Source organism: Microcoleus sp. Pol12B5 (assembly GCF_036701335.1).
GTDB lineage: Bacteria > Cyanobacteriota > Cyanobacteriia > Cyanobacteriales > Microcoleaceae > Microcoleus.
This window is the reverse complement of sequence record NZ_JAUBQQ010000061.1, coordinates 11,943-36,232: the sequence shown is the minus strand read 5'-3', so window position 1 is coordinate 36,232 and position 24,290 is coordinate 11,943. Positions and strand designations below refer to the sequence as shown.

Annotated in this window: 25 protein-coding genes; 14 read left to right on the top strand and 11 right to left on the bottom strand. The window is 45.8% G+C overall.

Going from position 1 to position 24,290, the window contains the following annotated elements; translation table 11 throughout:
* Positions 1-158: 158 nt before the first annotated feature.
* Together QUA24_RS21155 and QUA24_RS21150 are read right to left on the bottom strand one after the other, a co-directional pair.
* On the bottom strand, positions 159-623 hold the full coding sequence (locus tag QUA24_RS21155; protein ID WP_333231856.1) for a hypothetical protein: 465 nt from the start codon (positions 621-623) through the stop codon (positions 159-161).
* Positions 624-783: 160 nt separating this feature from the next.
* Positions 784-2,709, bottom strand: coding sequence for a bifunctional serine/threonine-protein kinase/formylglycine-generating enzyme family protein (locus tag QUA24_RS21150; RefSeq protein ID WP_333231854.1), 1,926 nt, complete (start codon positions 2,707-2,709; stop codon positions 784-786).
* 56 nt (positions 2,710-2,765) lie between these two features.
* On the opposite strand from QUA24_RS21150, the gene QUA24_RS21145 reads away from it, so the two are divergent.
* Entirely contained in the window at positions 2,766-3,143 is a 378-nt protein-coding gene (locus tag QUA24_RS21145) for an S-layer protein (RefSeq protein ID WP_333231852.1), read from the top strand.
* Between the two features lie 78 nt (positions 3,144-3,221).
* Here QUA24_RS21145 and QUA24_RS21140 read toward each other — a convergent pair whose 3' ends face one another.
* The 4 genes from QUA24_RS21140 to psbH all read right to left on the bottom strand — a co-directional run bounded on the left by QUA24_RS21140 (position 3,222) and on the right by psbH (position 4,766).
* Complete coding sequence (locus QUA24_RS21140; RefSeq protein WP_333156302.1) at positions 3,222-3,488, bottom strand: DUF3146 family protein; 267 nt, start codon at positions 3,486-3,488, stop codon at positions 3,222-3,224.
* A complete protein-coding gene (pth, locus tag QUA24_RS21135) occupies positions 3,485-4,147 on the bottom strand; it encodes an aminoacyl-tRNA hydrolase (protein WP_333231850.1) in 663 nt (220 codons plus the stop codon). The genes QUA24_RS21140 and pth overlap by 4 nt, the downstream gene beginning before the upstream one ends.
* Complete coding sequence (locus QUA24_RS21130) at positions 4,148-4,411, bottom strand: TatA/E family twin arginine-targeting protein translocase (protein WP_333213679.1); 264 nt, start codon at positions 4,409-4,411, stop codon at positions 4,148-4,150.
* A gap of 151 nt (positions 4,412-4,562) precedes the next feature.
* A complete protein-coding gene (psbH, locus tag QUA24_RS21125) occupies positions 4,563-4,766 on the bottom strand; it encodes a photosystem II reaction center phosphoprotein PsbH (RefSeq protein ID WP_333082642.1) in 204 nt (67 codons plus the stop codon).
* Between the two features lie 213 nt (positions 4,767-4,979).
* On the opposite strand from psbH, the gene psbN reads away from it, so the two are divergent.
* The 7 genes from psbN (at position 4,980) to QUA24_RS21090 (ending at position 11,851) form a co-directional block, all read left to right on the top strand.
* Positions 4,980-5,111, top strand: a complete 132-nt coding sequence (psbN, locus tag QUA24_RS21120) for a photosystem II reaction center protein PsbN (protein WP_190742515.1) — start codon at positions 4,980-4,982, stop codon at positions 5,109-5,111.
* A gap of 244 nt (positions 5,112-5,355) precedes the next feature.
* Positions 5,356-6,456, top strand: a complete 1,101-nt coding sequence (aroC, locus tag QUA24_RS21115; protein ID WP_333231848.1) for a chorismate synthase — start codon at positions 5,356-5,358, stop codon at positions 6,454-6,456.
* 1 nt (position 6,457) lies between these two features.
* The gene (locus tag QUA24_RS21110; protein WP_333231846.1) at positions 6,458-7,369 is read left to right on the top strand and encodes an MBL fold metallo-hydrolase; all 912 of its coding nucleotides are present in this window, start codon (positions 6,458-6,460) and stop codon (positions 7,367-7,369) included.
* Between the two features lie 634 nt (positions 7,370-8,003).
* Positions 8,004-8,927, top strand: a complete 924-nt coding sequence (locus QUA24_RS21105; protein ID WP_333231844.1) for a hypothetical protein — start codon at positions 8,004-8,006, stop codon at positions 8,925-8,927.
* Between the two features lie 864 nt (positions 8,928-9,791).
* Entirely contained in the window at positions 9,792-10,391 is a 600-nt protein-coding gene (locus QUA24_RS21100; protein WP_333231843.1) for a class II aldolase/adducin family protein, read from the top strand.
* Positions 10,392-10,653: 262 nt separating this feature from the next.
* Positions 10,654-11,208 carry an Npun_F5560 family protein gene (locus QUA24_RS21095; protein WP_333032327.1) on the top strand — a complete coding sequence of 185 codons (555 nt, stop codon included), beginning with the start codon at positions 10,654-10,656 and terminating at the stop codon, positions 11,206-11,208.
* Complete coding sequence (locus QUA24_RS21090) at positions 11,201-11,851, top strand: hypothetical protein (protein ID WP_333231841.1); 651 nt, start codon at positions 11,201-11,203, stop codon at positions 11,849-11,851. Before QUA24_RS21095 ends, QUA24_RS21090 begins: the two co-directional genes overlap by 8 nt.
* Positions 11,852-11,895: 44 nt before the next feature.
* Here QUA24_RS21090 and QUA24_RS21085 read toward each other — a convergent pair whose 3' ends face one another.
* On the bottom strand, positions 11,896-12,240 hold the full coding sequence (locus QUA24_RS21085; RefSeq protein WP_333054586.1) for an STAS domain-containing protein: 345 nt from the start codon (positions 12,238-12,240) through the stop codon (positions 11,896-11,898).
* A 348-nt stretch (positions 12,241-12,588) separates the two neighbouring features.
* Between QUA24_RS21085 and QUA24_RS21080 the strand changes: the two genes are divergently transcribed.
* Together QUA24_RS21080 and QUA24_RS21075 are read left to right on the top strand one after the other, a co-directional pair.
* Positions 12,589-13,212, top strand: a complete 624-nt coding sequence (locus QUA24_RS21080) for a DedA family protein (RefSeq protein ID WP_333231840.1) — start codon at positions 12,589-12,591, stop codon at positions 13,210-13,212.
* A gap of 390 nt (positions 13,213-13,602) precedes the next feature.
* Entirely contained in the window at positions 13,603-13,740 is a 138-nt protein-coding gene (locus QUA24_RS21075) for a hypothetical protein (RefSeq protein WP_333231838.1), read from the top strand.
* Between the two features lie 835 nt (positions 13,741-14,575).
* Here the strand turns inward: QUA24_RS21075 and purM are convergent.
* Positions 14,576-15,604, bottom strand: coding sequence for a phosphoribosylformylglycinamidine cyclo-ligase (gene purM, locus QUA24_RS21070; protein ID WP_333231836.1), 1,029 nt, complete (start codon positions 15,602-15,604; stop codon positions 14,576-14,578).
* 428 nt (positions 15,605-16,032) lie between these two features.
* On the opposite strand from purM, the gene QUA24_RS21065 reads away from it, so the two are divergent.
* Positions 16,033-17,175, top strand: coding sequence for a septal ring lytic transglycosylase RlpA family protein (locus QUA24_RS21065; protein ID WP_333231834.1), 1,143 nt, complete (start codon positions 16,033-16,035; stop codon positions 17,173-17,175).
* A gap of 323 nt (positions 17,176-17,498) precedes the next feature.
* Positions 17,499-19,091, top strand: coding sequence for a bifunctional pantoate--beta-alanine ligase/(d)CMP kinase (locus QUA24_RS21060; protein WP_333231858.1), 1,593 nt, complete (start codon positions 17,499-17,501; stop codon positions 19,089-19,091).
* Here QUA24_RS21060 and QUA24_RS21055 read toward each other — a convergent pair.
* Positions 19,081-19,218 (bottom strand): hypothetical protein, encoded by a 138-nt coding sequence (locus QUA24_RS21055; protein WP_333213698.1) that lies wholly within the window; start codon positions 19,216-19,218, stop codon positions 19,081-19,083. The genes QUA24_RS21060 and QUA24_RS21055 overlap by 11 nt on opposite strands.
* 364 nt (positions 19,219-19,582) lie before the next feature.
* Between QUA24_RS21055 and QUA24_RS21050 the strand changes: the two genes are divergently transcribed.
* Positions 19,583-20,518 (top strand): polysaccharide deacetylase family protein, encoded by a 936-nt coding sequence (locus QUA24_RS21050; protein ID WP_333231832.1) that lies wholly within the window; start codon positions 19,583-19,585, stop codon positions 20,516-20,518.
* Positions 20,519-21,061: 543 nt separating this feature from the next.
* Here QUA24_RS21050 and QUA24_RS21045 read toward each other — a convergent pair.
* On the bottom strand, positions 21,062-22,129 hold the full coding sequence (locus QUA24_RS21045; protein WP_333231830.1) for an FAD-dependent oxidoreductase: 1,068 nt from the start codon (positions 22,127-22,129) through the stop codon (positions 21,062-21,064).
* 64 nt (positions 22,130-22,193) lie between these two features.
* Positions 22,194-22,946 (bottom strand): methyltransferase domain-containing protein, encoded by a 753-nt coding sequence (locus tag QUA24_RS21040; RefSeq protein WP_333231828.1) that lies wholly within the window; start codon positions 22,944-22,946, stop codon positions 22,194-22,196.
* 470 nt (positions 22,947-23,416) lie between these two features.
* Here QUA24_RS21040 and QUA24_RS21035 point away from each other — a divergent pair, with 470 nt between their 5' ends.
* The gene (locus QUA24_RS21035; protein WP_333231826.1) at positions 23,417-24,262 is read left to right on the top strand and encodes a YaaW family protein; all 846 of its coding nucleotides are present in this window, start codon (positions 23,417-23,419) and stop codon (positions 24,260-24,262) included.
* Positions 24,263-24,290: the final 28 nt, after the last annotated feature.

Here is a 24,290-nt window from a genome sequence, read left to right as displayed (position 1 = left end):
TACGTCAATATACTTACACAGAAAAAATCATTTAGGATTGAGCTAAATAGAGAAAATCATTTAGGATTGCTATAGCATCCCTCAATCGCGCCTCCTGTTCAGCAGGAATAGTTGCTTGACCAGCAAGTTCTTTTGCTAAATTTAGGTATTGCGACCAATCAAAACTCATCAGTATATTCCAAAATCGTATAAAAATGCTCCCGGATTTCATGGGATAATCCCCTAGACCAATTTTTACGCAATTCATCTTCTCTATCCATTGCTTCATCGGGATCGAGGTCTGTCAAGATGATTGAGAGAACCAGATGAACATAGTTAGGAATTTCGGGGTCATTGATGACTTGAAGTAATAGTTTTTGTTCGGGAAAATAATTGCTAATCTGAACGGGTGCTTCTAGCACAACGGGAAGTAAAAACGGATATTGGTTAATAAATTCAATAACTTCTGTCTTGTCTCGGAAAATGTATGATTTTTCTAGGGTTTCGATGTCAGATTGGGAAATGAGGAAAGGCGCGACTCTTGGTGCTGATATCTTGTCTAAAATTAAGGATGCTATGGCATTTTGTTCTGCTTCGGGTAGTTGAGAGACGGTGGCAAAAGTTTCTTCTAATAGGTTATTCATTTTGTAAATCTCCTATGCGACTCTTCGTAAGAAAAATCAATATTTCTAATTATAATCTGTTCGGCGGTGAATCTGAAAAAAAATATTTTTAGCGCTACGCGCGAGAGGGAAAAAGAAATAAGAGTAAAGGGAAAAAGGGTAAAAGGGTAGAGAATAATCCTCACAGAGAAGAAGCGGACGCCAGCGCTACGCGAAAACCCCGGTTCCAGTACGAGTAGGCCGCAGGGTCATAAGCACGGAAGGCAGTACGGCAAACGACCGCATTGCTGCTGCACGAACCACCACGGCTCACACGTCTATCATCTGTACCTGTTTCCCAAGAAGTTCCGTCTGTTGGTGCGCCATTGTAGTTAGAATGAAAGCGATCGCTGCACCATTCCCAAACATTTCCGTGCATATCGTATAAACCAAAGGCAGTCGGCGGAAAACTCCCCACATCCGTTGTTTTGGCGCGGTAAAGTCCCTTGGATGCAGCACCATAGGGATAAGAATTGCCGTCATAATTGACTAAATCTGGGGTAATGGTTTCGCCAAAATAGAAGGGTGTTGTAGTTCCGGCGCGACAAGCATATTCCCATTCTGCTTCCGAAGGTAAGCGATAAGTCTTCCCTGTTTTTTGAGAAAGTTTCTGACAGAATTGCACAGCATCATTCCAGCTTACTTGTTCTACAGGAAGTTTCGCGCCTTTGAAATGAGAAGGGTTATTTCCCATCACTGCTTCCCACTGTTCTTGCGTCACCTCATATTTTCCCATAAAAAAAGGGGCGAGATTAACAGTACGCTGGGGCCCTTCGTCATTACCTCGTCCTGCTTCGGTATTCGGGGAACCCATGACGAAACTGCCACCAGGAATTGCCATCATCTCTAAAGTAATGCCCTGGGCGATAGTTTCTGTAAAAACCTGTGCTTGACTTTGGCTGCGCTTGGTGATTTCCCCCGTTGAATTCACTGTCACCGTTTCAAATTGAACTGTTTTTAGGGAATTTGACGATATTTTTGGCGCTGGAGTTTTTGGTGGTGGTGGTTCTGGTTGTCGGGTTTCTGAAGGTGGCAAAGGAGATGGTTTATCATTGCGTAATCTCGGTGGCGATGGCTGAGCCGTTGGAGTTTGAGAGGAGTTGTTTAGCAAGTTTTGAATCACAACTGCACCGACAAGTCCTAGTCCACTGAAACCCAATAATTGTAAGACAGTTCGCCTTGTAGTGTTAGTCGAAATTACACGCACTGGCGAAGCTGGTGTCGGAGAAGGTGGTGGCGGGGAAGACTGCGACAAAGATAAAATTGCTTGCAATGCTTCCTCTGCATTTTGATAGCGCTGACTGAAATTGTCGCGCACCATTTTATCTAAAACATTAGCTAAATTATTGCTGACTTGAGCCTGATTTCGCCAAATTACCTCTCCTGTCTGCGTATCTTCTCGTAAGTTAAAAGGATGTTCACCAGTCAATGCTTGAATTCCAATCATCCCAACTGCATGAATATCACTGGCAAATCTAGGTTTGCCCTTCGCTTGTTCGCTCGGCATATAACCAGGAGTACCAATTGCAATAGTTAAGCTAGTTTGCTTTTGAGCATTCACAACTATTGTGCTAATTTCCTTGACAGCGCCAAAGTCAATCAAGACAATTTTACCATCTTGGCGACGCATTAAATTATCAGGTTTAAGATCGCGATGAATCACCTTTTGCTGATGAACAATTGCTAAAATTTCTAAGATATTGTGCAATAATGTAATAGTATATGATTCGCTTAATTTTTTACCTGGAATCAGTTCTTTCGTAAGGTCGTGTCCGGCGATAAAATCTTGCACCAAATAAAATTCCCCATTTTCCTCAAAGTGGGCGGAAAGCTTGGGGATTTGGTCGTGTAGCTTACCCAATTTATACAGAGTTTGTGCTTCTGCGTCGAATAAGCGTCTGGCAATCAGCAAAAGGGCGGGGTCAGCGTTTTGCGGTTTAAGATGTTTGACAACGCACTGGGGATGTCCGGGTAAGTCTAAATCTTTGGCTAGGTACGTGTGGCCAAAACCGCCTTTCCCCAAGAATTTGATAATTTGATAATGATTGCGGAAGGTACGACCCAGCATAGTTTTCAGGGAATGCAGTGGAAGTTAGGATATATTGTCGCACAAGAGGTAATAAAATGCTTAAAATCAGCATCGTTTCCACAATTATACTGCTAGTTAGTGCCTGTTGTTCATCTCCCGCACAGGCGCAAAATCCCGCACCAATAAAGCAAAATAATTCTTTAGTTCAAGTGCAGCAAACGCGAGAACAAATTCTCAATGCTTGCGTGCAGAATCAGGCTGAAACTTTGCCAAATCCTTTTAGCGATGTACCTTCCAATCACTGGGCTTACAAAGCTGTTTTGACAATGTATGATTGCGGGGCTTACCGAGAAGGGATGAACCCTGCTTTAATTAAAGAATCACTGGAATCGCGAGATACTACTAGAGAAAGTTTGCCTTCCCGATCGCCCTTTCCCAATTTCCCATTACAGCCTTTTCCCGTGATTAATTAAAGAATGACTGGAATGGGAATATCCTACTACAGGAAGCTTTTATTCCCGATTCCCTTTTCCCTTCCCATTCCTAAGATTTTAAAACTCAGCCCGAACCGTAAACGAATAATCCCCACCAGGTTCAAGCTGATAATCCCATTTTTCCAGAAAGCGGTGCAGCGGTTCCTGAATCAATGCCCTACCCTGAGAAGGCTCAAGTATCAGTGTTTTTTCTGCCGTGAAACGCCACTGAAATTGCCACTCAAAATTGCCGGCAGTCACTTCACCCTCAATCGTGCCTTTTTGCCAAGATTGGCCAGTAACCCGGACATATGCAGTTGTTTCTGGCAAACGTCTCGAACTCACCTTTTTGTTTCCGCGTTTGTTTCTGCAATTGTGCGACTATTGTAAAGGCTCATGGCTTTTTCTACTCCTTGGTGCAGACTTAGTTCCACAGCTTCTACAACCAGTTTAAGCACTTTCTCTACTAACTGACTTTCCTCTGAGGAAAACTTTCCTAAGACGAAGGAAATCGTATCTCTCTCATTTTTAGCAGCATCGTTTTGAGGTTTGCCGATGCCAATCCGCAAGCGGGGAAATTTGTCTGTGCCCAAATGAGAAATTGTCGATTTCATGCCGTTGTGTCCGCCGGCAGAACCGGCAAGCCGCATTCTCAATTTCCCGATCGGCAAATCCATATCATCGTATACTATTAATACCGACTCCGCAGGTATCTTGTACCAATCCGTCGCCGCCCGAATCGATTGGCCCGACAGATTCATATAAGTAAGCGGTTTCAGCAAGCGGATTTTCTGTCCCCGGGGCCGGTTTCCCTCGCCAAATATGCCTTGAAATTTGCGATTTTCCGACAGGGAAATCTGCCAAGCTTTGGCTAAGGCATCGACAGCATTAAAGCCGATGTTGTGTCGGGTGCGATCGTATTTAGGTTCCGGATTGCCTAACCCAACTATTAGCTGGGGAATCACTAACTCCGCTGGTGTTTCAGACTTCTGAGGGTTGTTCATTTAACTGTCTGTGCTATCTTCCTTCTTAGGAGTAGCCGCTGCGAGTTTTTCAGTTTCCTGTTTGCTGCTAGTTGCTACTGCTTCTTCTAACTGCTTAGCTTCCCGCGTGAACTCCGACTCAAAATCCCGCGAAGCGTCTTGAAAGCCCCGAATTGCTTTCCCCATACTCCGACCGATTTCAGGTAATTTTTTCGGACCAAATACCAATAGGGCGATAGTAAAAATAACTGCCATTTCGGGCAAACCAATGCCAAAAATATTCATGGTTTTTCTCCAGCAATTTGTTTAGTTACTTTTTGTTTATTTATGGCAAAAGTAATCGGAAAGGGTAAGGAAAAACGGGAAAACTTAGCTTTTACCCTTTCTCCTCAACCCTCAGCTTTTACTTTTAGCCTTACTGTTTTGCGATCAATTTTTAGCGGTCGAGACTCGACCAATCCATATCCACACTCTCCAGAATCAGAGAAGAGTTGTAGATTTGCAAAATAATCAACAAGAACACGAAAAACAGTCCAATGAACACGCTCATCAATAGCGTGGTTCCCCAGCCGGGGGCTACCTTGCCGTATTCCGAGTTAAGGGGTTTGAGTATATCTCCTAACCAAGTCCGTTGTGCCATAAGTCACCTGCAATGAATCTCTACAGAAAAGTTTGACATATTTCTACCGCTAATTGCGATCGCAATTTCTCAGAAATGCCGCATGGGGGACTGGGAGAAGGGGGAGTGAGGGTTGGCTGCCATACCGTACAGCGCCTAAAATCACGAGACTTTCAGACGGATTGTTATTTTTTGTAATATTATAGAGTGGAACACTCATAATCGATCACAAATATGGAACCTGCAGCAGTTCTCGGCATTTCTCTCGGTGTGTGTCTGGTGGCCATCACCGGTTTCTCGATCTACACGGCTTTCGGCCCTCCCGCTAAGGAATTGAGAGATCCTTTTGAAGAACACGAAGACTAAAGAAGAAGGAAGGCACAACACGGATTCGGACACGGATATACGGATGAATTTAAGTTTGTTTCCAGATATCTCCTATTCTCTGTCTCTCCCTCTCTCCCTGGTAGATATTCTTCTAGGGGTGGGAAGGGAGTGATGCTGTGAGCCGATCGCCTGTCGCCTACTCGTCAATGGTATATTTTTCATAAATACAGTAAATCTCTATTCCATTTAAGCTAAAAATTATTAGGTGTCAGGCTAAAGAATCATGGGGAACACATTTGGGCATTTATTTCGGATATCGACATTTGGGGAATCTCACGGCGGCGGTGTCGGAGTAGTAATTGACGGTTGCCCGCCTCTGCTGTCGATCGACGCATCGGAAATTCAAGCCGAACTCGATCGCCGTCGCCCCGGCCAAAGCAAAATTACCACACCTCGCAAAGAAGCAGATACCTGCGAAATTCTGTCGGGGGTGTTTGAAGGCAAAACTTTGGGAACGCCGATCGCCATTTTAGTCCGCAATCAAAACACTCGCCCCCAAGACTACGAAGAAATGGCGACAACTTACCGCCCTTCCCACGCTGATGCTACCTACGATGCTAAGTACGGAATTCGTAACTGGCAAGGCGGAGGTCGCAGTTCGGCGAGGGAGACAATTGGTAGAGTAGCAGCAGGGGCGATAGCTAAAAAAATTCTCAAACAAGCAGCAGGAGTCGAAATAGTCGGCTACGTCAAACGCATCAAAGACTTAGAAGGTGTCGCCGACCCGGACACTGTTACCTTAGAACAAGTAGAAAGCAACATCGTCCGCTGTCCAGATGCCGAATGTGCCGAAAGAATGATTGAACTGATCGAAAAAGTTCGCGACAGTGGAGATTCGATCGGCGGTGTAGTCGAATGCGTCGCCCGCAATGTACCCAAAGGTCTGGGAATGCCTGTATTCGACAAACTCGAAGCCGACTTGGCTAAAGCCATCATGTCCTTGCCCGCCAGCAAAGGCTTTGAAATTGGTTCCGGGTTTGCCGGGACTCTGCTCAAGGGCAGCGAACATAATGATGAATACTATACTGATGATAAGGGTGTAATTCGTACAGTGACGAATCGCTCTGGCGGAATTCAGGGTGGGATTGCTAACGGCGAAAATATCATTTTGCGGGCGGCATTCAAGCCGACTGCGACAATTCGCCAGCAGCAGCGCACCGTTACCCGAGAAGGCGAAGAAACGCTGCTGGCTGCCAAGGGACGGCATGACCCTTGCGTTTTGCCAAGAGCTGTGCCAATGGTGGAAGCGATGGTAGCTTTAGTGTTGTGCGATCATCTGCTGCGCCATCACGGACAATGTGGAACCTTAAAGCCTGAATTTTAAAATGGAAATCAGCTTGTCCTCTGTAGCGGCAACTCCCGTTGATTGCCCTCAACCCTCCGAATCAATAAAAGGTATAGATGATTTTGTCGTACAGTTCTGGGGCGTGCGGGGCAGTGTTCCGACACCCGGACAGGAAACTGTTCGCTACGGCGGCAATACTTCTTGTTTGGAAATGCGAGTCGCTGGCAAACGCTTGATTTTTGACGGGGGAACAGGCTTGCGGATGCTGGGAGACCAGTTGGTGCAAGAAATGCCCGTGCAAGCTTATATGTTTTTTACTCACTATCACTGGGATCACATTCAAGGTTTCCCGCTGTTCGCCCCAGCTTTCATCCGCGGCAATAGCTTTGATATTTACGGGGCAACTCCGCCGGATGGAGATTGCATGAAAAGGCACTTCGTCGAACGGGTGCTCCACTCGAATTCGCCGGTGCCGCTGATGGGTTTGCAGGCAGATTTGAATTTCTACGAACTCAATCACAACGAGACAATGATGCTGGATGATATTGAGATTAGGACGGGTTCTCTGAATCACCCGAATACTGCTATGGGCTATCGGGTGACTTGGCAGGGACGATCTGTTGTTTATTGTTCGGATACTGAACATTTTCCCGATCGACTAGATGAGAATGTCTACAATTTAGCCCTCGACGCTGATGTGCTGATTTACGATGCGATGTACACAGACGAGGAATATCACAACCCCAAATCTCCGAAGGTGGGTTGGGGACACTCGACTTGGCAGGAAGCGGTGAGAATGGCTAAGGAGGCGCGGGTGAAACGAGTGGTGATTTTTCACCATGATCCGGCTCATACTGACGATTTTCTCGATCGCATCGCTGAAGACGTGCAAATCGCTTTTCCGAAGGCTGTCATGGCCCGCGAGGGTCTTATTTTGCCCATCGGCTTGTGAACATTCGCCTAGGCGAGCTCCATCGAACCATCAACTGATCCAACCATAATTGTTATGTGAATATGTGGCTCTGGTCTCGCGCCCAGAGCCACAATTTTTTTTAATATGCAGCAAACTCTTAACTGCATGGTATAATTCTTGCTTGTTAAGTTTTTAGGCAGATTATTTAAGGTTTTTTTTATTCTTCAACCGCGTCCGCAAGACGCCAAGACGTAAGATAATTGGAGGATTGCCAAGGGTGAAAAGGTGATACTTTTGAATGTCAACAAACACGGGGAGGCGAGGATCTCGCACGCCTGAGTGCTAGTCTGATGCCAGTAGACTTCCAGAAGCCTTGTTACAGATTAATTATTAAGGACAAAAACTGAAGTTATAGCTCGGATCAAATAAAAGCGCGATCGGTTTTTTGGGTTCATGAATATTGACAACTCTCAAAAGCTAAGAGCTTTTAGGTACAAACTGAGAAAATTTTCAGCAGTCAATTTGACTAACCAGAAAGAAACGATCGCTCTTGGGTTTGGCAGTAGCTGCGGCAAGCGAATGTTATGACTTGACTATCAAAATGGGAAATTTACGTTTTAGATCTTCAGCACATCAATACAGATGGATTGCGTTAGGCAGTTTTGCTGTAATTATGGGTATTTCAGGCGCCCTGGCCTACCGCCTCGCCCCGCCCCCCGGATTCATGGCTCAAGGCACTCTCACCTCTAATAATCCGCCAGTCAAATTTTCGACCACAGGCACGACAATTCTCAAGCAGGGAGAGCAACTCACCCCAGAGGTTCTCCTAGCAGATAATGTTGTCAAAGCAGTGGCAGATGCAGTTAAGCTGTCGCCCCAGCAAGTTCGACAAAATGCTAGTGTCAAGATTTCTAAGCCGGAACAACCCCTACAAATTGTGGTTGGGTATCGCTCGCTCGATCAGGAGCAAGCAATCCAAACGGCGGATATGTTGATGAAGGGCATGGTTGAAAAAAGCCGCCTGATTAACAGATATCGGTGGCAATCAGTCAATCAGTCGCTCAACCAACGCTTGGCACAAGTCACTCAAGACCTGAAACAAGCTCAGCAAAAACTCGACCAATACGAAAGAGAACGCGCTCGTCTGTTGCAGCAAATGAAGCTTCAGCAAGACTTTTACAACAAAACTCAGCTTGCAATGGCGGATACGCAAGCGTCGGAAAAAGAAATGGTCAGCAGTTTGGCCGCCGCTACAGTGCCGCAAATTGTGGCGACGCCTACGAGTGATCCAACAGTGCCTCTGATTTTGGGAATTGGCTTGCTGTTGGCGATTTTGGTCAGCCGCGGTTTGATTCCTTCGGTGGCGGATTGGAAGTACAAAGCAGCTTTTCAGCGAGAAGAGAGCGAAAGGCTCCAAAGTGCTTTGTACCGATTGATCAAAGAAGGCCACGGCGAAATCACTCTGGTGCGGTTTGCGATGGAAACGCGGCTGTCGCCGGATGTCGCTCAGCGTTTTTTGAACCAACAAGCTGAAGTTTTTAATGCCAATTGCGAAATTAAAGACGACGGCAGCATTTTGTATCACTTCCACATTTAAAGGGCTGGGAGCGATCGCGCTTCACAGAAAAATTTAGCCGATCAAGTCATCACTGCTCGATCGGCTTGTTTTTTTCTTAATAGGACTTATATCTGGTTCGGTCATCAACTATCCCCCTTTAGGTAGGCGCTGGTTTAGGGGATCTATAGCTTACACTACTACTACAGATTTTGGTGAACCCGCCGACGCGAGCTGGCGTTGTGGTGATTTTACCCGACATGATATTCCCTCAACCCGGTTTCTTAGCTTGTAGGATGCCTTGGAGCTAAAAATTGCTCGATCGACAGAGGTGTGGACTAACGTAGATCACCCGAAGATTGTGCCAGTTCCTCCCAGACTGGCTAAAAAATATTTTTTGTGTTCCGCTTGCTTTTTGCTTCATTATATGTACAAGGATAAAAAATCAGTAAATGTACGGTTGCTTTTTGCCAGAGTTACCGAATTAAGGGTACTTTCTCCTTAAATATTTATTAAGGTAAAGCTCAACTCAGTAGAAATGCTGTAGTATAGAACAATAAGCGATTCAAGGATGTTATGTAGTTTCACATCAGAAACTTGATCGGGCAAAAGCCTGGAATCAAACTCCCCGACTGAAAAGGTAAATTTTCATATTGAACTTTTGTAATCACCTAGAGGCAAAACCATGATTTTTGGAATAATTGGTTATTCTTTCGTAGCTTACTTTTTGCTAATGTCGATCGCTAATTACGGCGACACTGGAATGTAGATTAGTTAAGGCACTGATGCACGGAGACAGAAAGGAGCAGGCAAAAAAAGTTGTTTAACAACTTCTTGACAACTTCGATTAAGTATAAGCTTCGGCAAGGTCTGTCGTGTCAGAGTCGTGTCTGATCGGACAAAAAAATGGATGAAGGAGTCGTTAAGTACCGCTGTGACTGGGAAAAAGCAGACCCTGTAGCTGCCCGGAACATAGCAGATTTGATGGACTGGCGCGATCGGCTCCACTCTTGGGGATTAATTGGCGTCTACGAAAATGGCATAGGGTTTGGCAACGTCAGTGTCAGACTCGGCAATTCCGGCCAATTCGTGATTTCGGGAACCCAGACTGCACACTTGAAGACTCTGGGACCAGAATTCTACTGTACTGTTACTGAATTTAACTTAGAAAAAAATTACCTCGGCTGCCGGGGCCCCGTACAAGCTTCGTCGGAGTCCCTGACTCACGGGGCCCTGTACGTTCACAGACAGCATGTGGGCTCGATAATTCATGTCCACAATCCTAAACTATGGCAGCAACTGCTGTTTAAGGTTCCTACTACTAGAAAAGAAATACCTTACGGCACTCCCCAGATGGCCTTAGAAATGTTTAGACTTTTTGAGGAGGAGAACTTGGCAGAGTGCAAAATTCTGGCGATGGCCGGTCACGAGGACGGCATTATCTGTTTTGGCAGCACCGTGGACGAAGCTGGCAAAGTGCTTTCGGCTGTGATTGGTTACACATGAGAGCTTGCACTATTATCAGAAAAAGCTAAGAAACCGGGTTTATTGACAAAAAACCTAGGATTTTACCTGTGTCTATGGCAAGAAACTAAGGTGATGACGTGGATGCCTGATTTGAGTTAAACTGAGTTTTACCCTTGACCTCGGGCCGCTGGCTCCATTTAGCCTAATGGGTTCAAAACTTTTGAAGTACCTCTTGCCTCTGCGGTAAGGGAAAGATATTTTTAAATAGAAACAGATTATATAACAAAAGCTGAGAGTCATCGTGAATCAAACTAAACTTGTAAGCTCAAAAGAATTGCAATCAGAGGTATCTCGTCTCACCGAAGAGCTGCAAATGCGCGACCAATTGGTGCAGCAGTTATCTCAAGAACTTTTCAGGCTGGTGAAGGGCAATTCTAGTTTTGTGCCTGCGCCGGAAGTTTCCGATCGCCACCAAGCTCAAATGCAGGCAATGCGGGAACAACTCCAAGCTGTTGAAGAACAGGTGGGTTTTTATCAGGAACAAATCGCAGAGCGGGATGCTGAGGTTTACCAACTGCGACAGTCGGTGCAAGAATTGACGGATCGCTCTCGGATGCTAGAACAGGTAGTGCAGGAATTGCCGGGGGTTTACCGCCAGAAGTTTGCCGAGCGGATCGAGCCAATTAAGGAAAAGTTGGATCAATTGCAAAAGGAAAATCGCCAATTGCACACTGAGTTGCAAAGCGTAACTTACCGTCTAGCTGTGCGGAGCCGCAAGGCTAAGGGTCTCGATCTGCCGAGCGTCGATGAAACGGACGATCGGGGAATTCAAATGCCGAGCTTTGGCAATGTCTAAGGTTTTGATTGTGGCGGGTGGTGAGAAAGATTCGGCGACAAGTCTCAAGGCTGCGATCGCTCAATCTCATCCTTTAACAGAAGTCAATATCTGTGAGGTTTCGGAACTCAATTCAGGCGCGATCGCTCCGGGTGGGGCTATCTTTTGTCCTTTGACGCTGGATGTATCAGAAAATCTGGTTTTTCCGGCTCAAGATGTGTTTCGATTTTGTAGAAATGTTTCCGTAGCGCGCGATCAAGTGTCCCAGGAGCTGCTTTTTCCCGTCGGTGCTGGCAATTTTTGGCTGCCTGTGGTGTTGACGGCAAAGGGCCCACTGTATGCTGAGGTGATCGGTGGGGAACCTGACAAGCAGTCTGGCGAGTTGAGTTACTCTCAACCGGTGCATTTGTCGGATGTTTGGCGACAGCAGTTGTATGAGTTGGCTTACCGCTTGCTGAATCTTTTAAATGCGCCGCCGGCGACTTATTTGATGCAGTTCGGATTCGTAGGGGAAAGGATTTGTTTTGATCGACTTTGGCCTTTTCCGGCTGCACCTGCGATCGCTTCAGTCGGCGTTCAAGTGCCGGATTTATTTCTTTGTCATTGGTATTGCTTGACAAATAAACCTATTTATGATATTGAAATTAGCTTTGCGGTTGCTTGAAGTCTTTTGGAAACTTGAGATTTGAACTGGGCAGCTAATTTTAATCAAGCAACTAAAGCCGGAGTTTCGGTGGAGATAACTTGCTCGAAACTGTCGAAGATTTCAAAGAGTTGGTCGAGTTGAGTAATTTCAAAAATTAGCTTGACTGTGGCTGAGAGGTTGCAGATGACGAGGCGGCATCCTCGGTGGCGGGCGGCGTTGAGTCCCCCGACTAAGGCGCAGATCCCGGAACTGTCGATGAAATCTACGGCGGCCATGTCTATTACCCAGAGTTTGTGGCGATCGGGCACAATCTCGGCTAGCTGTTGCTGGAGGAGGCTGCCGGCTTGGGAGTCGAGGCAGTTGTGAGGTTGAAGGACGATGGGTGGGTTGAAGTTGGGAGATTCCATAGCAGTTATCCTACGAGCGTAAAGTATAAATAAGTTAGTTTAATTGCTGACTCTCTTGAGAGACTCAGGGGATTTCAGCGTATGTTTTAGGATGCGCGATCGCCCTTGTGGAATCGGTGGGGAGAGCCGTTGTGATAAATTTAGTAGGAAAACTGGCTAGCGATCGCGCGGAACGCAACGGCAACAATTCTCTATTCCTCTAGTATGCCTGAAAGGCTAGTTTTTAGTTGGACCAGCGATCGCGACAACAGTGTGTTCTTCATCACAGCGAAAGATTGCACTATTGCCTGAATCGAGCCAATATATAAATGTATTGAGCTTTGCAAAAGTTTACGAAGGCAGTATCGAATGTCTTTTGAGTTTTTATCGTTAGAGACTATTCAGCAGTTTGCGCGTGATTACGGCTACTGGGCAGTATTTCTGGGAATTTTGCTGGAAAATCTGGGAGTTCCTCTTCCAGGCGAGACAATTACGATTGCTGGCGGGTTTTTAGCTGGCAGTGGTGAACTGAATTACTGGTTTGTGCTCGGCAGTGCGATCGCTGGTGCTACATTGGGGGGAAATTTTGGTTATGCGATCGGCAGGTACGGCGGCTGGCCACTGCTGCTGAAGCTGGGACAATTTTTCCGCTTTCGAGAAGAACAACTGTTTGACTTAAAAGAACAGTTTAGCAAAAATGCAGCTAAAGCCGTATTTTTGGGGCGTTTCATCGCACTGCTGCGAATTTTTGCTAGCCCCCTAGCAGGTATTGCAGAAATGCCTTTTTGGAAATTTTCGCTGTTCAATGTTCTGGGTGCTGCAAGCTGGGCATCTATAATGGTTAGTTTATCCTACTTCTTGGGACAAGTTGTGTCTTTGGAGAAATTGGTAGCTTGGGCTGCTCAATTTGCGGTATTGGCTTTGCTGTTAGCAGTGGCTTGGATTGTAATTCCTATTTGGTTGGAGTCGCGGAGTTTGGACAAGACTAAGTAAGATTGCTGGTTAGACTTTTTGCAAGAGATCTGGATTTTCTGTTTTTAACCGCAGATAAACGCAAATGAACGCAGATATTATCTATTTTTGCAAAAAGTCTAATGATTAGCGATCTCCTATTAATAAGTCAAGACTTATGTCCTCAAAATCATCAAGTTTGTAGCGATAACTTATGCCAGTAAAACAATCATTTTGGTAGTGAGTAATTCTGTCCTGAATAGAGAAACTATTACTCAATAATGGCTAAAATCCTTACTCCAAACCTGTTTTATGGGTAATTTAAATAACATCATATAGCAAGTCTATTTGAGTCGTGAATGTAGAACCACCTGAAACGTTTGTGATGATTGAATCCATTGTTTACAAATCAAATGGTTTTGCTATATCATAGTGGAAGTCTTATCTCCCACTACTGAGGCGTTTCACAGAGGAGATAAATTTGCGGATTATCGATCGCTCTCAACTATACAAGAATATGTATTCATCATTCACCCAATGATAAATGTGGATTGCTACCTACTATCGTGATGTGACCGAACGTTGGGTTTTTTCTTCATGTGGCGAGGGGGAATGTGTAGAGTTGGCTAGTATGAATTTTCACTGTCCAATCTCTGTTTAGTATGAGGATGTTCCTGGATTGAATGAAATAGGATTTCAAAAACTTGATCGCTATAATTATAAATCACAGAATGCTGCAAACAAGGGAGGAGAAGAAGTGCGATCGCAATAATCAGCGTGTTCGCTGAAAGGCGATGTAATAAATATTACAGCTCTTCAATTACTTTAAACAGTCCATTAGCAATATATTCAGGACTTACGTAATCAAGGGTTTGAGATTGCTTCACTAGGTTCTCTTCGGACATAAAATAGTAGTAAGTGTCTAGATTCTATGGATATCCATGAATACACAAATGAAAAACATTATTTACGATATAGCCAAAAAAAATACCAATTTATGATTGATTATTTCGGTTATTTAGCAATAACAAAATCATATTTTTTTCCTCTATTATCTCCTTTTTTTATTTTAATGCTTATTGCAGTTGCTATATTTGTTTGGGATTCCGATACTTTTGAACGGCTAGTTTTGCACTCATTGACGGAAATAATCTGGAATTATACCGTACTTAAAGGCACAAGAGCTTATTTCAATTTTATTTAAAATTAAAGCAACGAGTCATCAGTTGTGAAGTTCTTTTTCTCTTTCTTCCTCTGTGTCCTCTGCGTCCTCTGCGGTTACTTTCAAAAGTATAAATTTAACCGCAGATATACACAGATGAATGCAGATTGAGATTGTCTGTTAACGCATAAAACAAAGCGAAGCAATCTTCACCCCATGCGATTGCTTTCTACTAATTACCAATTAACCGTTATCCATGATCAATTCTCCGTTCCCATCAATCACTTCCCCGATCGCCCAAGCACCAATTCCCTGAGATTCAAACCATTTAACAGCCTGTTCTACTTCCCTGGAATCAAGCAACAGCACAAACCCAATCCCCATATTAAAAGTATTGAACATATCGGCTGTGGCAACTTGGCCCGCTTCAGCAATCCACTGGAAAATTGGCAAATTTGGCCAGCTATTGCTGTGAATTCTGACAGATTGATTAACTCCCAAACAGCGGGGCAAATTTTCCGGCAAACCGCCGCCCGTAATGTGAGCCATGCCGTGAATTTCTAGACCGCTCTTAATGGCTTCGAGGACGGGTTTAACATAAATTTTAGTCGGAGTTAGCAGCACTTCTCCTAAACTTTCGCCACCTAACTTTTCGGGTTGGGAATCCCAGCCAAAACCCAAATCGCCCGCAATTTTTCTCACCAAACTAAAACCGTTGCTGTGTACGCCCGAACTTGCAAGCCCCACAGCCACATCTCCCACCTGCACCCGCGAACCGTCCAACAATTTGCTCTTTTCGACAATTCCCACACAAAACCCCGCCAAATCGTACTCACCCGCTTGGTAAAAACCGGGCATTTCTGCCGTTTCCCCTCCGAGCAAAGCACAGCCCGCTTGCTTGCAACCGTCAGCAATGCCGGCCACCACCGCAGCTAATTGTTCGGGATTTAACTTTCCCGTGGCTAAATAATCGAGAAAAAAGAGGGGTTCGGCCCCGGATGTCAGCACGTCGTTGACGCACATCGCCACCAAGTCGATACCTACCGTGTCGTGCCGATCGAGATTGTGGGCCAATTTCAACTTAGTCCCAACGCCGTCAGTACCCGAAACCATAATCGGTTCTTTTAAACCCTCCGGGACGCTGAAAAAACCGCTAAACCCACCGAATCCGCCCAAAACTCCCGATCGGTGCGTGCTCTTAACCATACTCCCGATGCGCGAGACAAAAGCTCTGCCCGCCTCAACATCCACACCTGCTTCTCGATAATCCATAAGTCCGCCAAATCGATTTCTTCTAATTTTTAGTTTATTCCCATAACAGTTGACAAACAGCTTTTTTAAGACTAGCCATTCCGCATCCCACAAAATACACTAAAGTTTTGTAAATTTTTGTAAATTTTTCCGTAATGACTGAAACGGCTGTAACTGCTGGCACTAAAGGATTTTATGATAGAGAGTTTTGAGAAAATTTGATGAAGATTTGGTGAAAATCGCGATCCCAGCGATCCCCAAGCACAAAAGTTTGTGGTAGTCTGTTGCAGTTCGTGAACAAAACACAAATTGCGAATCGAGTATGAGTTGTCAAGTGTCAGGGAAGTTTCCGCCAATTTTTTTTGGGTAGGAGCATTAAAGCAAAAACGCACCCGGATACTTTGCTTTGACTCACGGGGGAATGGCGAAGGGCAAGAGAGAAATCCTTGATGCCCGCCGCCAAATGGCCAATCCTCCAATCTCGGTTGGCAATGGCTATTCACAAAAATGGACGTATGAAGGAAAAATTTGTTGGTGGTCTACTCGCTGTCCTGTTAGTTCCTATGGTAGGAACGGCATCCTCTTGTCACGCACAAGCAACAGGTGCCGACAACCAAAACTCTCAGGTTACCGAGCAAGTAATTGCCACCCAAGCGTCCCGGCAGTTAAACGCTACTCGGGTCGAAGCGCAAAAAGTCGGACAGTATCAGTATCAAGCAAGAGCTGAAATTGCCCGAGACTCGATCGCCAAAATTCAGCCCCACGACTTAGGCGGGCGACAAGCAGCGACAGTCTACGTGCGAAACATTCCAGTCATCACCTTTCTGAACGCGAATCCGGAAAAAAACACGCCTTTGGGAGAAACTGGCAACAGCCAAGCCGGTGCTAGCAGTCCGTCAAAAGTAGCGGGCGCAAAAGACAATCCCAAAGTCGGAAACATTGCCAGCAACTCTAGCAACCAAGAACCCGATCCAGTTTGGCGGGCATCAAGCTTAGCAGCAAGACTCAATCAGCTAGCCCGCAACAACATCGATCCCAATAGCATTACCGTGAAGTGGGAAAAAGGCGATCGCTACATTATCCAGGCAAACGGCGAGGACTTGGTAAACATCAACGCCGAAACAATCCTCCCCGACACCACCAGCAACTTTAGCCGAGACGCCCTGCAAGCAACCAATCGCCTCCGCCGGCTTCTGGGCAACGCCCCACCCCTCGAAGAAGTCGCAGGCAAACCCCAACCAGAACCCCCCGTGCTGTCTCTGGGCCCAGTTCAAGTGCGCCTCAGCGGCTGGGCTTCCTGGTACGGCCCGGGATTTGATGGCAACCTCAGCGCCAGCGGCGAGCGTTTCAACCAAAATGATTTGACCGCAGCCCACCCAAATTTGCCTTTTGGAACGAGAGTCATGGTGAGAAATCTCGACAACGGCCGCACCGTAGTCGTCCGCATTAATGACCGCGGCCCCTATGTGGGCGATCGGCTCATTGACTTGTCCGCAGGCGCCGCCAACGTACTGGGAATGATCAGCAGTGGTGTTGCGAGAGTGGAAATCGAAGTGATCGAAGCGCAGGAGCAAACAACTGTTGGACGCTGAACGGTAGTCTAAGGCAGAATACAAAAGTTATCCGAAGTGTAGAAAGCAGAAAGTAGAATAAAACTGACATCTTGCACCATTCTCAATTACTTGTTTAGGAACAGGCATCTTGCCTGTTCCACAAGAAAACTCATTCTTTGTGGAACAGGTAAGATGCCTGTTCTTGAGAATGGTGCAAGATGTGAGATAAAACTGACATCTTGCACTATTCTTTGTGGAACAGGCATCTTGCCTGTTCTTGAGGATAATGCAAGATGTCAAGTCGAACAAATTCCGACAAACAAATTCTGCCTTCTGCCGAATGCCTTCAGGAGATTCTACCGGTGTACCTGTTTACTACCATTGCAGCACTTCGCTGCTACTTAAATTTACAAAAGTCTGCTGCACCTCATTTGACAGTCGGTTTGGTGCCGACGATGGGAGCTTTGCACGCAGGGCATCTGAGCTTGATCCAGCGGGCAAGGCAAGAAAATGCGATCGCCCTGGTCAGCATTTTTGTCAACCCGCTGCAATTTGGGCCGACAGAAGATTTTCAAGATTATCCTCGGAATATCGAGCAAGACCGGCTGTTGTGCGAACAAGCTGGCGTTGATGCCATATTCGCTCCCTCAGCAACCGAAATGTTCGGCAACCAAGCGGTCGAACGCACAGAAACAGAGCAAACCGCCCAAAAACAGATAGAGATTCACCTTTCATCCTTAACTCAAGTATTGCCACCACCGGCGATGACATCGGTTTTGTGCGGCAAAGCAAGACCCGGTCATTTTCAAGGCGTCGCGGCAATTGTTACTAAACTTTTGAGTTTGGTGCAGCCGACAAAAGCTTATTTCGGTCAAAAAGACGCCCAGCAGCTAGCAATTATTCGGAAGCTGGTATTTGATTTTAACTTGCCTGTAGAGATTGTCGCTTGTCCGATCGTCCGCGAAGAGTCGGGACTGGCAATGAGTTCTCGCAATCAGTATTTAACAGTAGAGCAAAAACAGCAAGCCTCCGTACTCTACCGCGCGCTGCAACAAGCCTCGGAAACTTTTGCTTCAGGGGATCGAACCGGAGTGACCGCAGTCGCTGCCGCCCACGCAGCAGTCGCAGCAGAACCCGCAGTCAAGCTCGAATACGCCGAACTCGTCGATCCCGACAGTTTGACCCCCTTACAGGTTGTGGAAACAGCGGGACTTTTAGCCGTGGCAGCCAGAGTCGGCTCTACTCGCTTGATTGACAATATAATTCTCAGGAATCGTCGGCCCATTGTGGCGATCGACGGCCCGGCGGGAGCAGGCAAATCTACCGTAACTCGCCTTGCAGCAACAGCTTTGAACTTGTTTTATCTGGATACAGGTGCGATGTATCGAGCGCTGACTTGGCTAGCATTGAAAACAGACACGCCGATTTCCGACGAATGCGCGATCGCCGAATTAATCAGTTCCAGTTATTTAGAATACAACCTCGATCCCGCATCAAAGATGTTGAAGATTAACGGCGAAGACGTAACCGAGGCAATTCGCAGTTTGGAAGTGACATCCCGCGTATCCGAAATGGCGGCAATTCCCGCCGTGCGACAGTTTCTGGTGGAGGAACAGCGGCGCTGCGGCACAAAAGGCGGAATTATAGCAGAAGGCCGCGATATCGGCACTAACGTGTTTCCCGATGCGGAACTGAAGATTTTCTTGACGGCTTCGGTACAAGAGCGATCGCGCAGGCGGCTGTTAGAAATTAAAGATAGCGATCGGGCTAATATTAGCTTGGCCCAATTGGAACAAGACATCGCCCTGCGGGACGAAAAAGACAGCACCCGCGAGGTTGCACCTTTGCGTAAAGCGGCTGATGCTGTGGAAATTCAAACAGACAATCTGACTGTTGCCGAAGTTATCGATCGGATTGTCGGCTTGTACAACGAGAGAATCGACCCTAAAAGTTAATTTTACGACGCTGGGGGCGCGCGATCGCCCTCATATCAAATGCGGTTAACCTCACATCTTGCACTATTCTCAAGAACAGGCAAGATGCCTGTTCCACAAAGACTAGATTTTCTTGTGGAACAGGCATCTTGCCTGTTCCTAAAAAGCTTATTGACAATAGTGCAACATCTGACGTTAAACCAACTTGCAGTGTCAGGTAGGGACGTGGGACGATGCGGGCTGACTCCCTCACAATATCGTGCCATTAATCCGATTTGAGCGCCGTCCCCCTGGGTGGGGAAAAACTTCAACCATCCCGCGTTTTCATGGGTTAGGGGATTTCTGGCGTACAAATCTTAAATTTTTTTATCCGGATGGACTTCCCCACGATCGGTCATTTGCAGTAGCATTTTTACGGACTGTCCAATTTAAGATTATCCTCTTAAGTGGATTAACTTGATATCTACATAAAATCTCAAATTAACTGTACAAGGTGTGAAGGAGAGAATGACGTGACAAATTTGAAACTGCTGTGGAGGCGGCGAAAAACTTTAATCGTTGCTTTTATGGCAGCCACAGGAAGTTTTTTGCTGGGTGTGACATGGCCGATGAACTTGCGGGCCAGTCAGTCATTGCAACCGATTCAGGCGCAAGCCTTGGCTGTATCCCAGTCGCAAGAACAACCGCCGATGTCTAATATTAATAAGTTCTCCGAGGCGATCGCCCATCGAGTTGACTTATCCCAAAATGCTCTAACCCAATTGCAGGCAATCCGATTTCAATCAGCCGTACCGTCGCAGTTTCAAGGTACAACCATTCGTCACGCGAAACTCGACTCCCAGCACAAGGCGATCGCTCTGACATTTGACGACGGCCCCTGGCCAAAAACAACTACACAAATCCTAGATATTCTCAAGGAAAATAATATTAAGGCTACATTCTTCTGGGTAGGAAAATACCTGCAAAATTCTCCTGAAATTGGCAAACAGGTCGCAGAAGCCGGTCACGCGATCGGCAATCACACTTGGAACCATCAATACCTTCAGTATAACGAAGACGGTGCCGCTCGCGAGCTCGATCGCACTTCATCCTTAATTGAGGACTTGACCGGCATCCAAACATCGATGTTCCGACCGCCAGGAGGCATTTTAAACAATGGATTGACAGCTTATGCTCAAAAGAAAAATTATGCAGTTGTGATGTGGTCTGCTGATTCTTTTGATTGGCGCACCCTTACGGAATCTTTGATAGACAACGTGATGAGGCAGGCCAATTCCGGTGGCATTGTGCTGATGCACGACGGCGGCGGCAATCGAGCAAGAACTGTAAAAGCTTTGCCTGATATTATTGCTCGATTGAGAAATGAAGGGTACAGTTTCGTAACAGTTCCCGAATTATTGCAGATGCAAGAACAAGACTTACAAAAACAGGAAACAGCACAAAAGTAACAATTGGGAAAAGTGGGAGTTTACACCATTTTTCCAGTTTTTTGTATGTGATTAAATTGATTTTTCATAACTCTAGCGGAACGAAGAAGGAAGAAGTAGTAACCGCGCCCGATTCCTGGCGACCTTCTGGACTGCTGAAACCATTGCTTTAATTGCATTTCCCTTCTTCCTTCTTCCTTCTTCCTTCTTCCTTCTTCCCTCTTCCTTTTTCCTGACATCCGTTACATCCGTTACATCCGTCGAGCGAATCCGTTGCCGAACTTCCTTATCCCTCCTTCCTGACCAAGAATTTCTTGATGGTACTCGCCACGTGATTTATCCGTGAAATCAATCCAAAATCTAAAATCTAAAATCCTCAAGCCCCGAATTTATCCGTGGGGTCAATCCCAAATCTAAAATCTAAAATCTAAAATCGAATGACATCCGATATTCATGTCGGACGGTATTATCACGTTCAATGGCAAGATAATCTTCGGGGCTAAGCAAAGATGGGATGGCAATCATAGCATTAGAGACCAAATCGATACATTCATTTTAGCCCTATTACCAATTTAGGCTTGAATCTAACTGCAAATTTTGCAACTGAGAATTCACCCAAATAGCCGCCGCCAAACCCGATCGCAAAGCCCCCTCTATTTGACCTTCGCCACACAAATCCCCCGCACAAACCAACGGCAAAGTCCCCTCCGCAGCCAAACAAGAAACAGGCAAAGGATTTCGACAAAAAGCATAGCGCCAGCGGTGAACCTGTAACCATTCCGGCTTTTTGAGCCAAGGAATTAAATATTCAGAAGTGCGATCAAGCAATTCTTGACCGACTGTTGGCAAGTCAACAGATTCTAAATGGCGTTCAGCAAAATTTGCGCTGCTGTGAACCACAAACACCGGTTGCTGCGACTTAAGCCGCTTGCTGCTATCTAAACCAACCCAAGCTAAATCAGAATTATCGGGAAAAGAAACAGATTTCCACTGCGGATTTAGATTACTTAAATCTTGCTGTTTTGTCGCAGAATAGCCAGCCATAACCGTAATGCAAGGGTCGTACTCCACAGAGCGCAATTTGTCAATAAAATCAGATTTTAAACCAATTTCATAATTCAAAAACATTAAAGCTTGAGGTGCAGGAATTGCCACAACCACAGCCTTAGCAATCAATTCTTGAGGTATCTCTAAATTGCTCTCAGTGACTTCTAGGGAAAGATGCCACATTTGGTTATCTGTAGTAGAAATAGCTTGTACGCGGCGGCCAAACCAAATCTCTAAATCCTGGGCCAAATACTTACCGATAGCATTCATACCCGCAGGTGCGACATAACAACAGCGAGGAATAGCAGAAAGTTTTCCCTGTCTGAATTCCCAGACTGTATCCGTCCAGAGTGTGAGGATGTGGCGATCGACCAAACCCTCAATTAACTCCTGCCCCGCATCCCCCTGCGGTTCCAGATATCGCGCCCCGTGATCGGCCCTAGTACCCTGTACGCGGCGGGTAGCAACACGTCCCCCCGCGCCCCGAGATTTCTCAACAACAGCAACAGAATAACCAGCTTGACGCAACCGTTGAGCGCAACTGAGCCCCGCCATACCCGCACCAATCACCGCAACATCGAACATAATTGGACTTTCAGATACATTACTTACCCGACTTTTTCTAGGAAATAAGCCTTAAGCTGATTTCTTAACTTGCAGTTAATTTGCGATAGCAACGAGCGGTGATTAAATGAGGGTGAAAAACCTCCATAAAATTAGACTGAAGTTTAGTAAAAAATGTGTTCATCTCTTGCTTATCTTCTAAATGAAAAGGAAATTCTTGATTAAAACCTTTAAAGAAATACCAGTTAAGGATAATTTTCCCTGACGGAAACAGCATTTTATGAAAATCCATCAATTGCTGACTGGGATTGAGTAAATGTTCCATCACATCTAAACAAATAATCGTATCAAAAGCCTCTGTAGGAGATACTTCTAGACTACACGAAATCTTCTCACTCAATCCTAACTTAGCAGCTCGGCTTTGAACAAAATTGCGATTTATGGGGTTAAGATCACAATAGACTACTTGTTCTACTTGAGGACAAAGAGCTGCTGCAATAGCATGAGTGCCAATACCGCCGCCAAAATCTAAAACTCGACCGGCAGCAATATCTGATATTAATGTTAAAGTGCCTCCTATGTAATCCTGATTGGACATATGCCAAGCTCCGAGGTCAAATAGGTAAGCTTGTCCGACTCCATCGCGATAAAACTCGCTAGCTTTTTCCCAATCAAAATCCCGATGGCCTATTTCTTTTAGGGATTGTTGACCGAGTGCCAGCTCTTGTTCAATTGTTTCTAAATCTAAGTTTAAAAAATCCTGTAGATGCTGCTTGAGATTGAAAGTATCTTGCCAATATCCCTGCAAAAAAGACGGTGCGACAGAAGAAGACATCATTTACTTTGTTCTAAAAAACCCAAACTCATTATAGGATTAACTGACATTTTTGAACAGAACTACACTAAATTATTTTTCTTTTGTTTATAGCGAATAAAATAGTGGGGGGTTCAGGGCGACGGTTTGACTCCTCAAGCTGCGGGGTTGCAGACGTACCGAGGGGTTCCGGGTTGGCTGTTGGGCATCTAAATTGTATTTTTAGGATCGGTGGGACACCAAACTTGACTGTAAAATTGAGATGCGCGTCCGCCGATCAATGTAGCTGCTGAGGTTATAGCTTCTAGCAGTCGGATCTTCTGTGCAAATCCTGCCGATCGTCCTGCGCCAGGTAGTAGAATAAGGGACAGCACGAATCCATGATTAAGACAAAATAAAAAAAGCCACTGTAGGTAAATACTAAATCCCACTGGTTGTCAATCAGCAGCAATCTAAAATCTAAAATCTAAAATCGAATACGGGAGGGCAAAATTTTGGACGAACTCAGAGCAGCACTCGAATTGACAACAGAAGAAGAATTGCAGCAACTAACAGAACTTCTGTTCAGCCGCAAGTTTAACCCTTTAGATTATGTGCAAACCCCCGCACCGATAGATGTACAAAGTCGCGATCGCGAAGCATGGCTCGACGCCGTAGAACAGCGGTTTCGCTATCTTGCAGCGGACGGGTTGACGGTACTCCGAGGGCGAAGCCAACAAGTAACTTACAGACAAGCACTAATTCAAGTTTGTCGCTATCTCAAAATCCCTTATCCCAGACAGTTGTCAACCACCGACTTAGAGGCAGAAGTATTTCTGCACTTAATGGGTCGCGCGTGGAAGCGTTTACCTGCAGACGAACAGCAAGCGCTGACACTGCGCGTACAGCGAGCGATCGTTGATTCTAAACTCTCAGAACCCCTGCCAATTTCTGCTGAAAAAGACCCGCTGGGTTTACTGTTCAAAGGTGGCAGCGCTTTAGCTGTTAGTTCCATCTTAAAACCAATGTTGCTCAAACTAATGGCTAATCAATTTGCGCTGCATTTTGCCACCTATCAAATGGCAAAACAAGGAGTGCTTGCAGGCACTGCAACTGCCGCAACCCAGTTTCAAAATTATGTCGCAATTCAGACGGCGCGGCGTGGTATGGCGGTGAGTGCGGCTCGTTACGGTGCAACGCGGAGTGTATTTTCGTTGGTTGGCCCGGTGATGTGGACTTGGTTTTTAGCGGATTTGGGTTGGCGATCGATTTCCACGAACTACGGTCGCATTATCCCGACCATTTTTGCCCTAGCTCAAATTCGATTAACGCGATCGGAATGCGTTTGGGAACTAGCTTAACGATGGTAAATTGTAGATTTTAGATTTG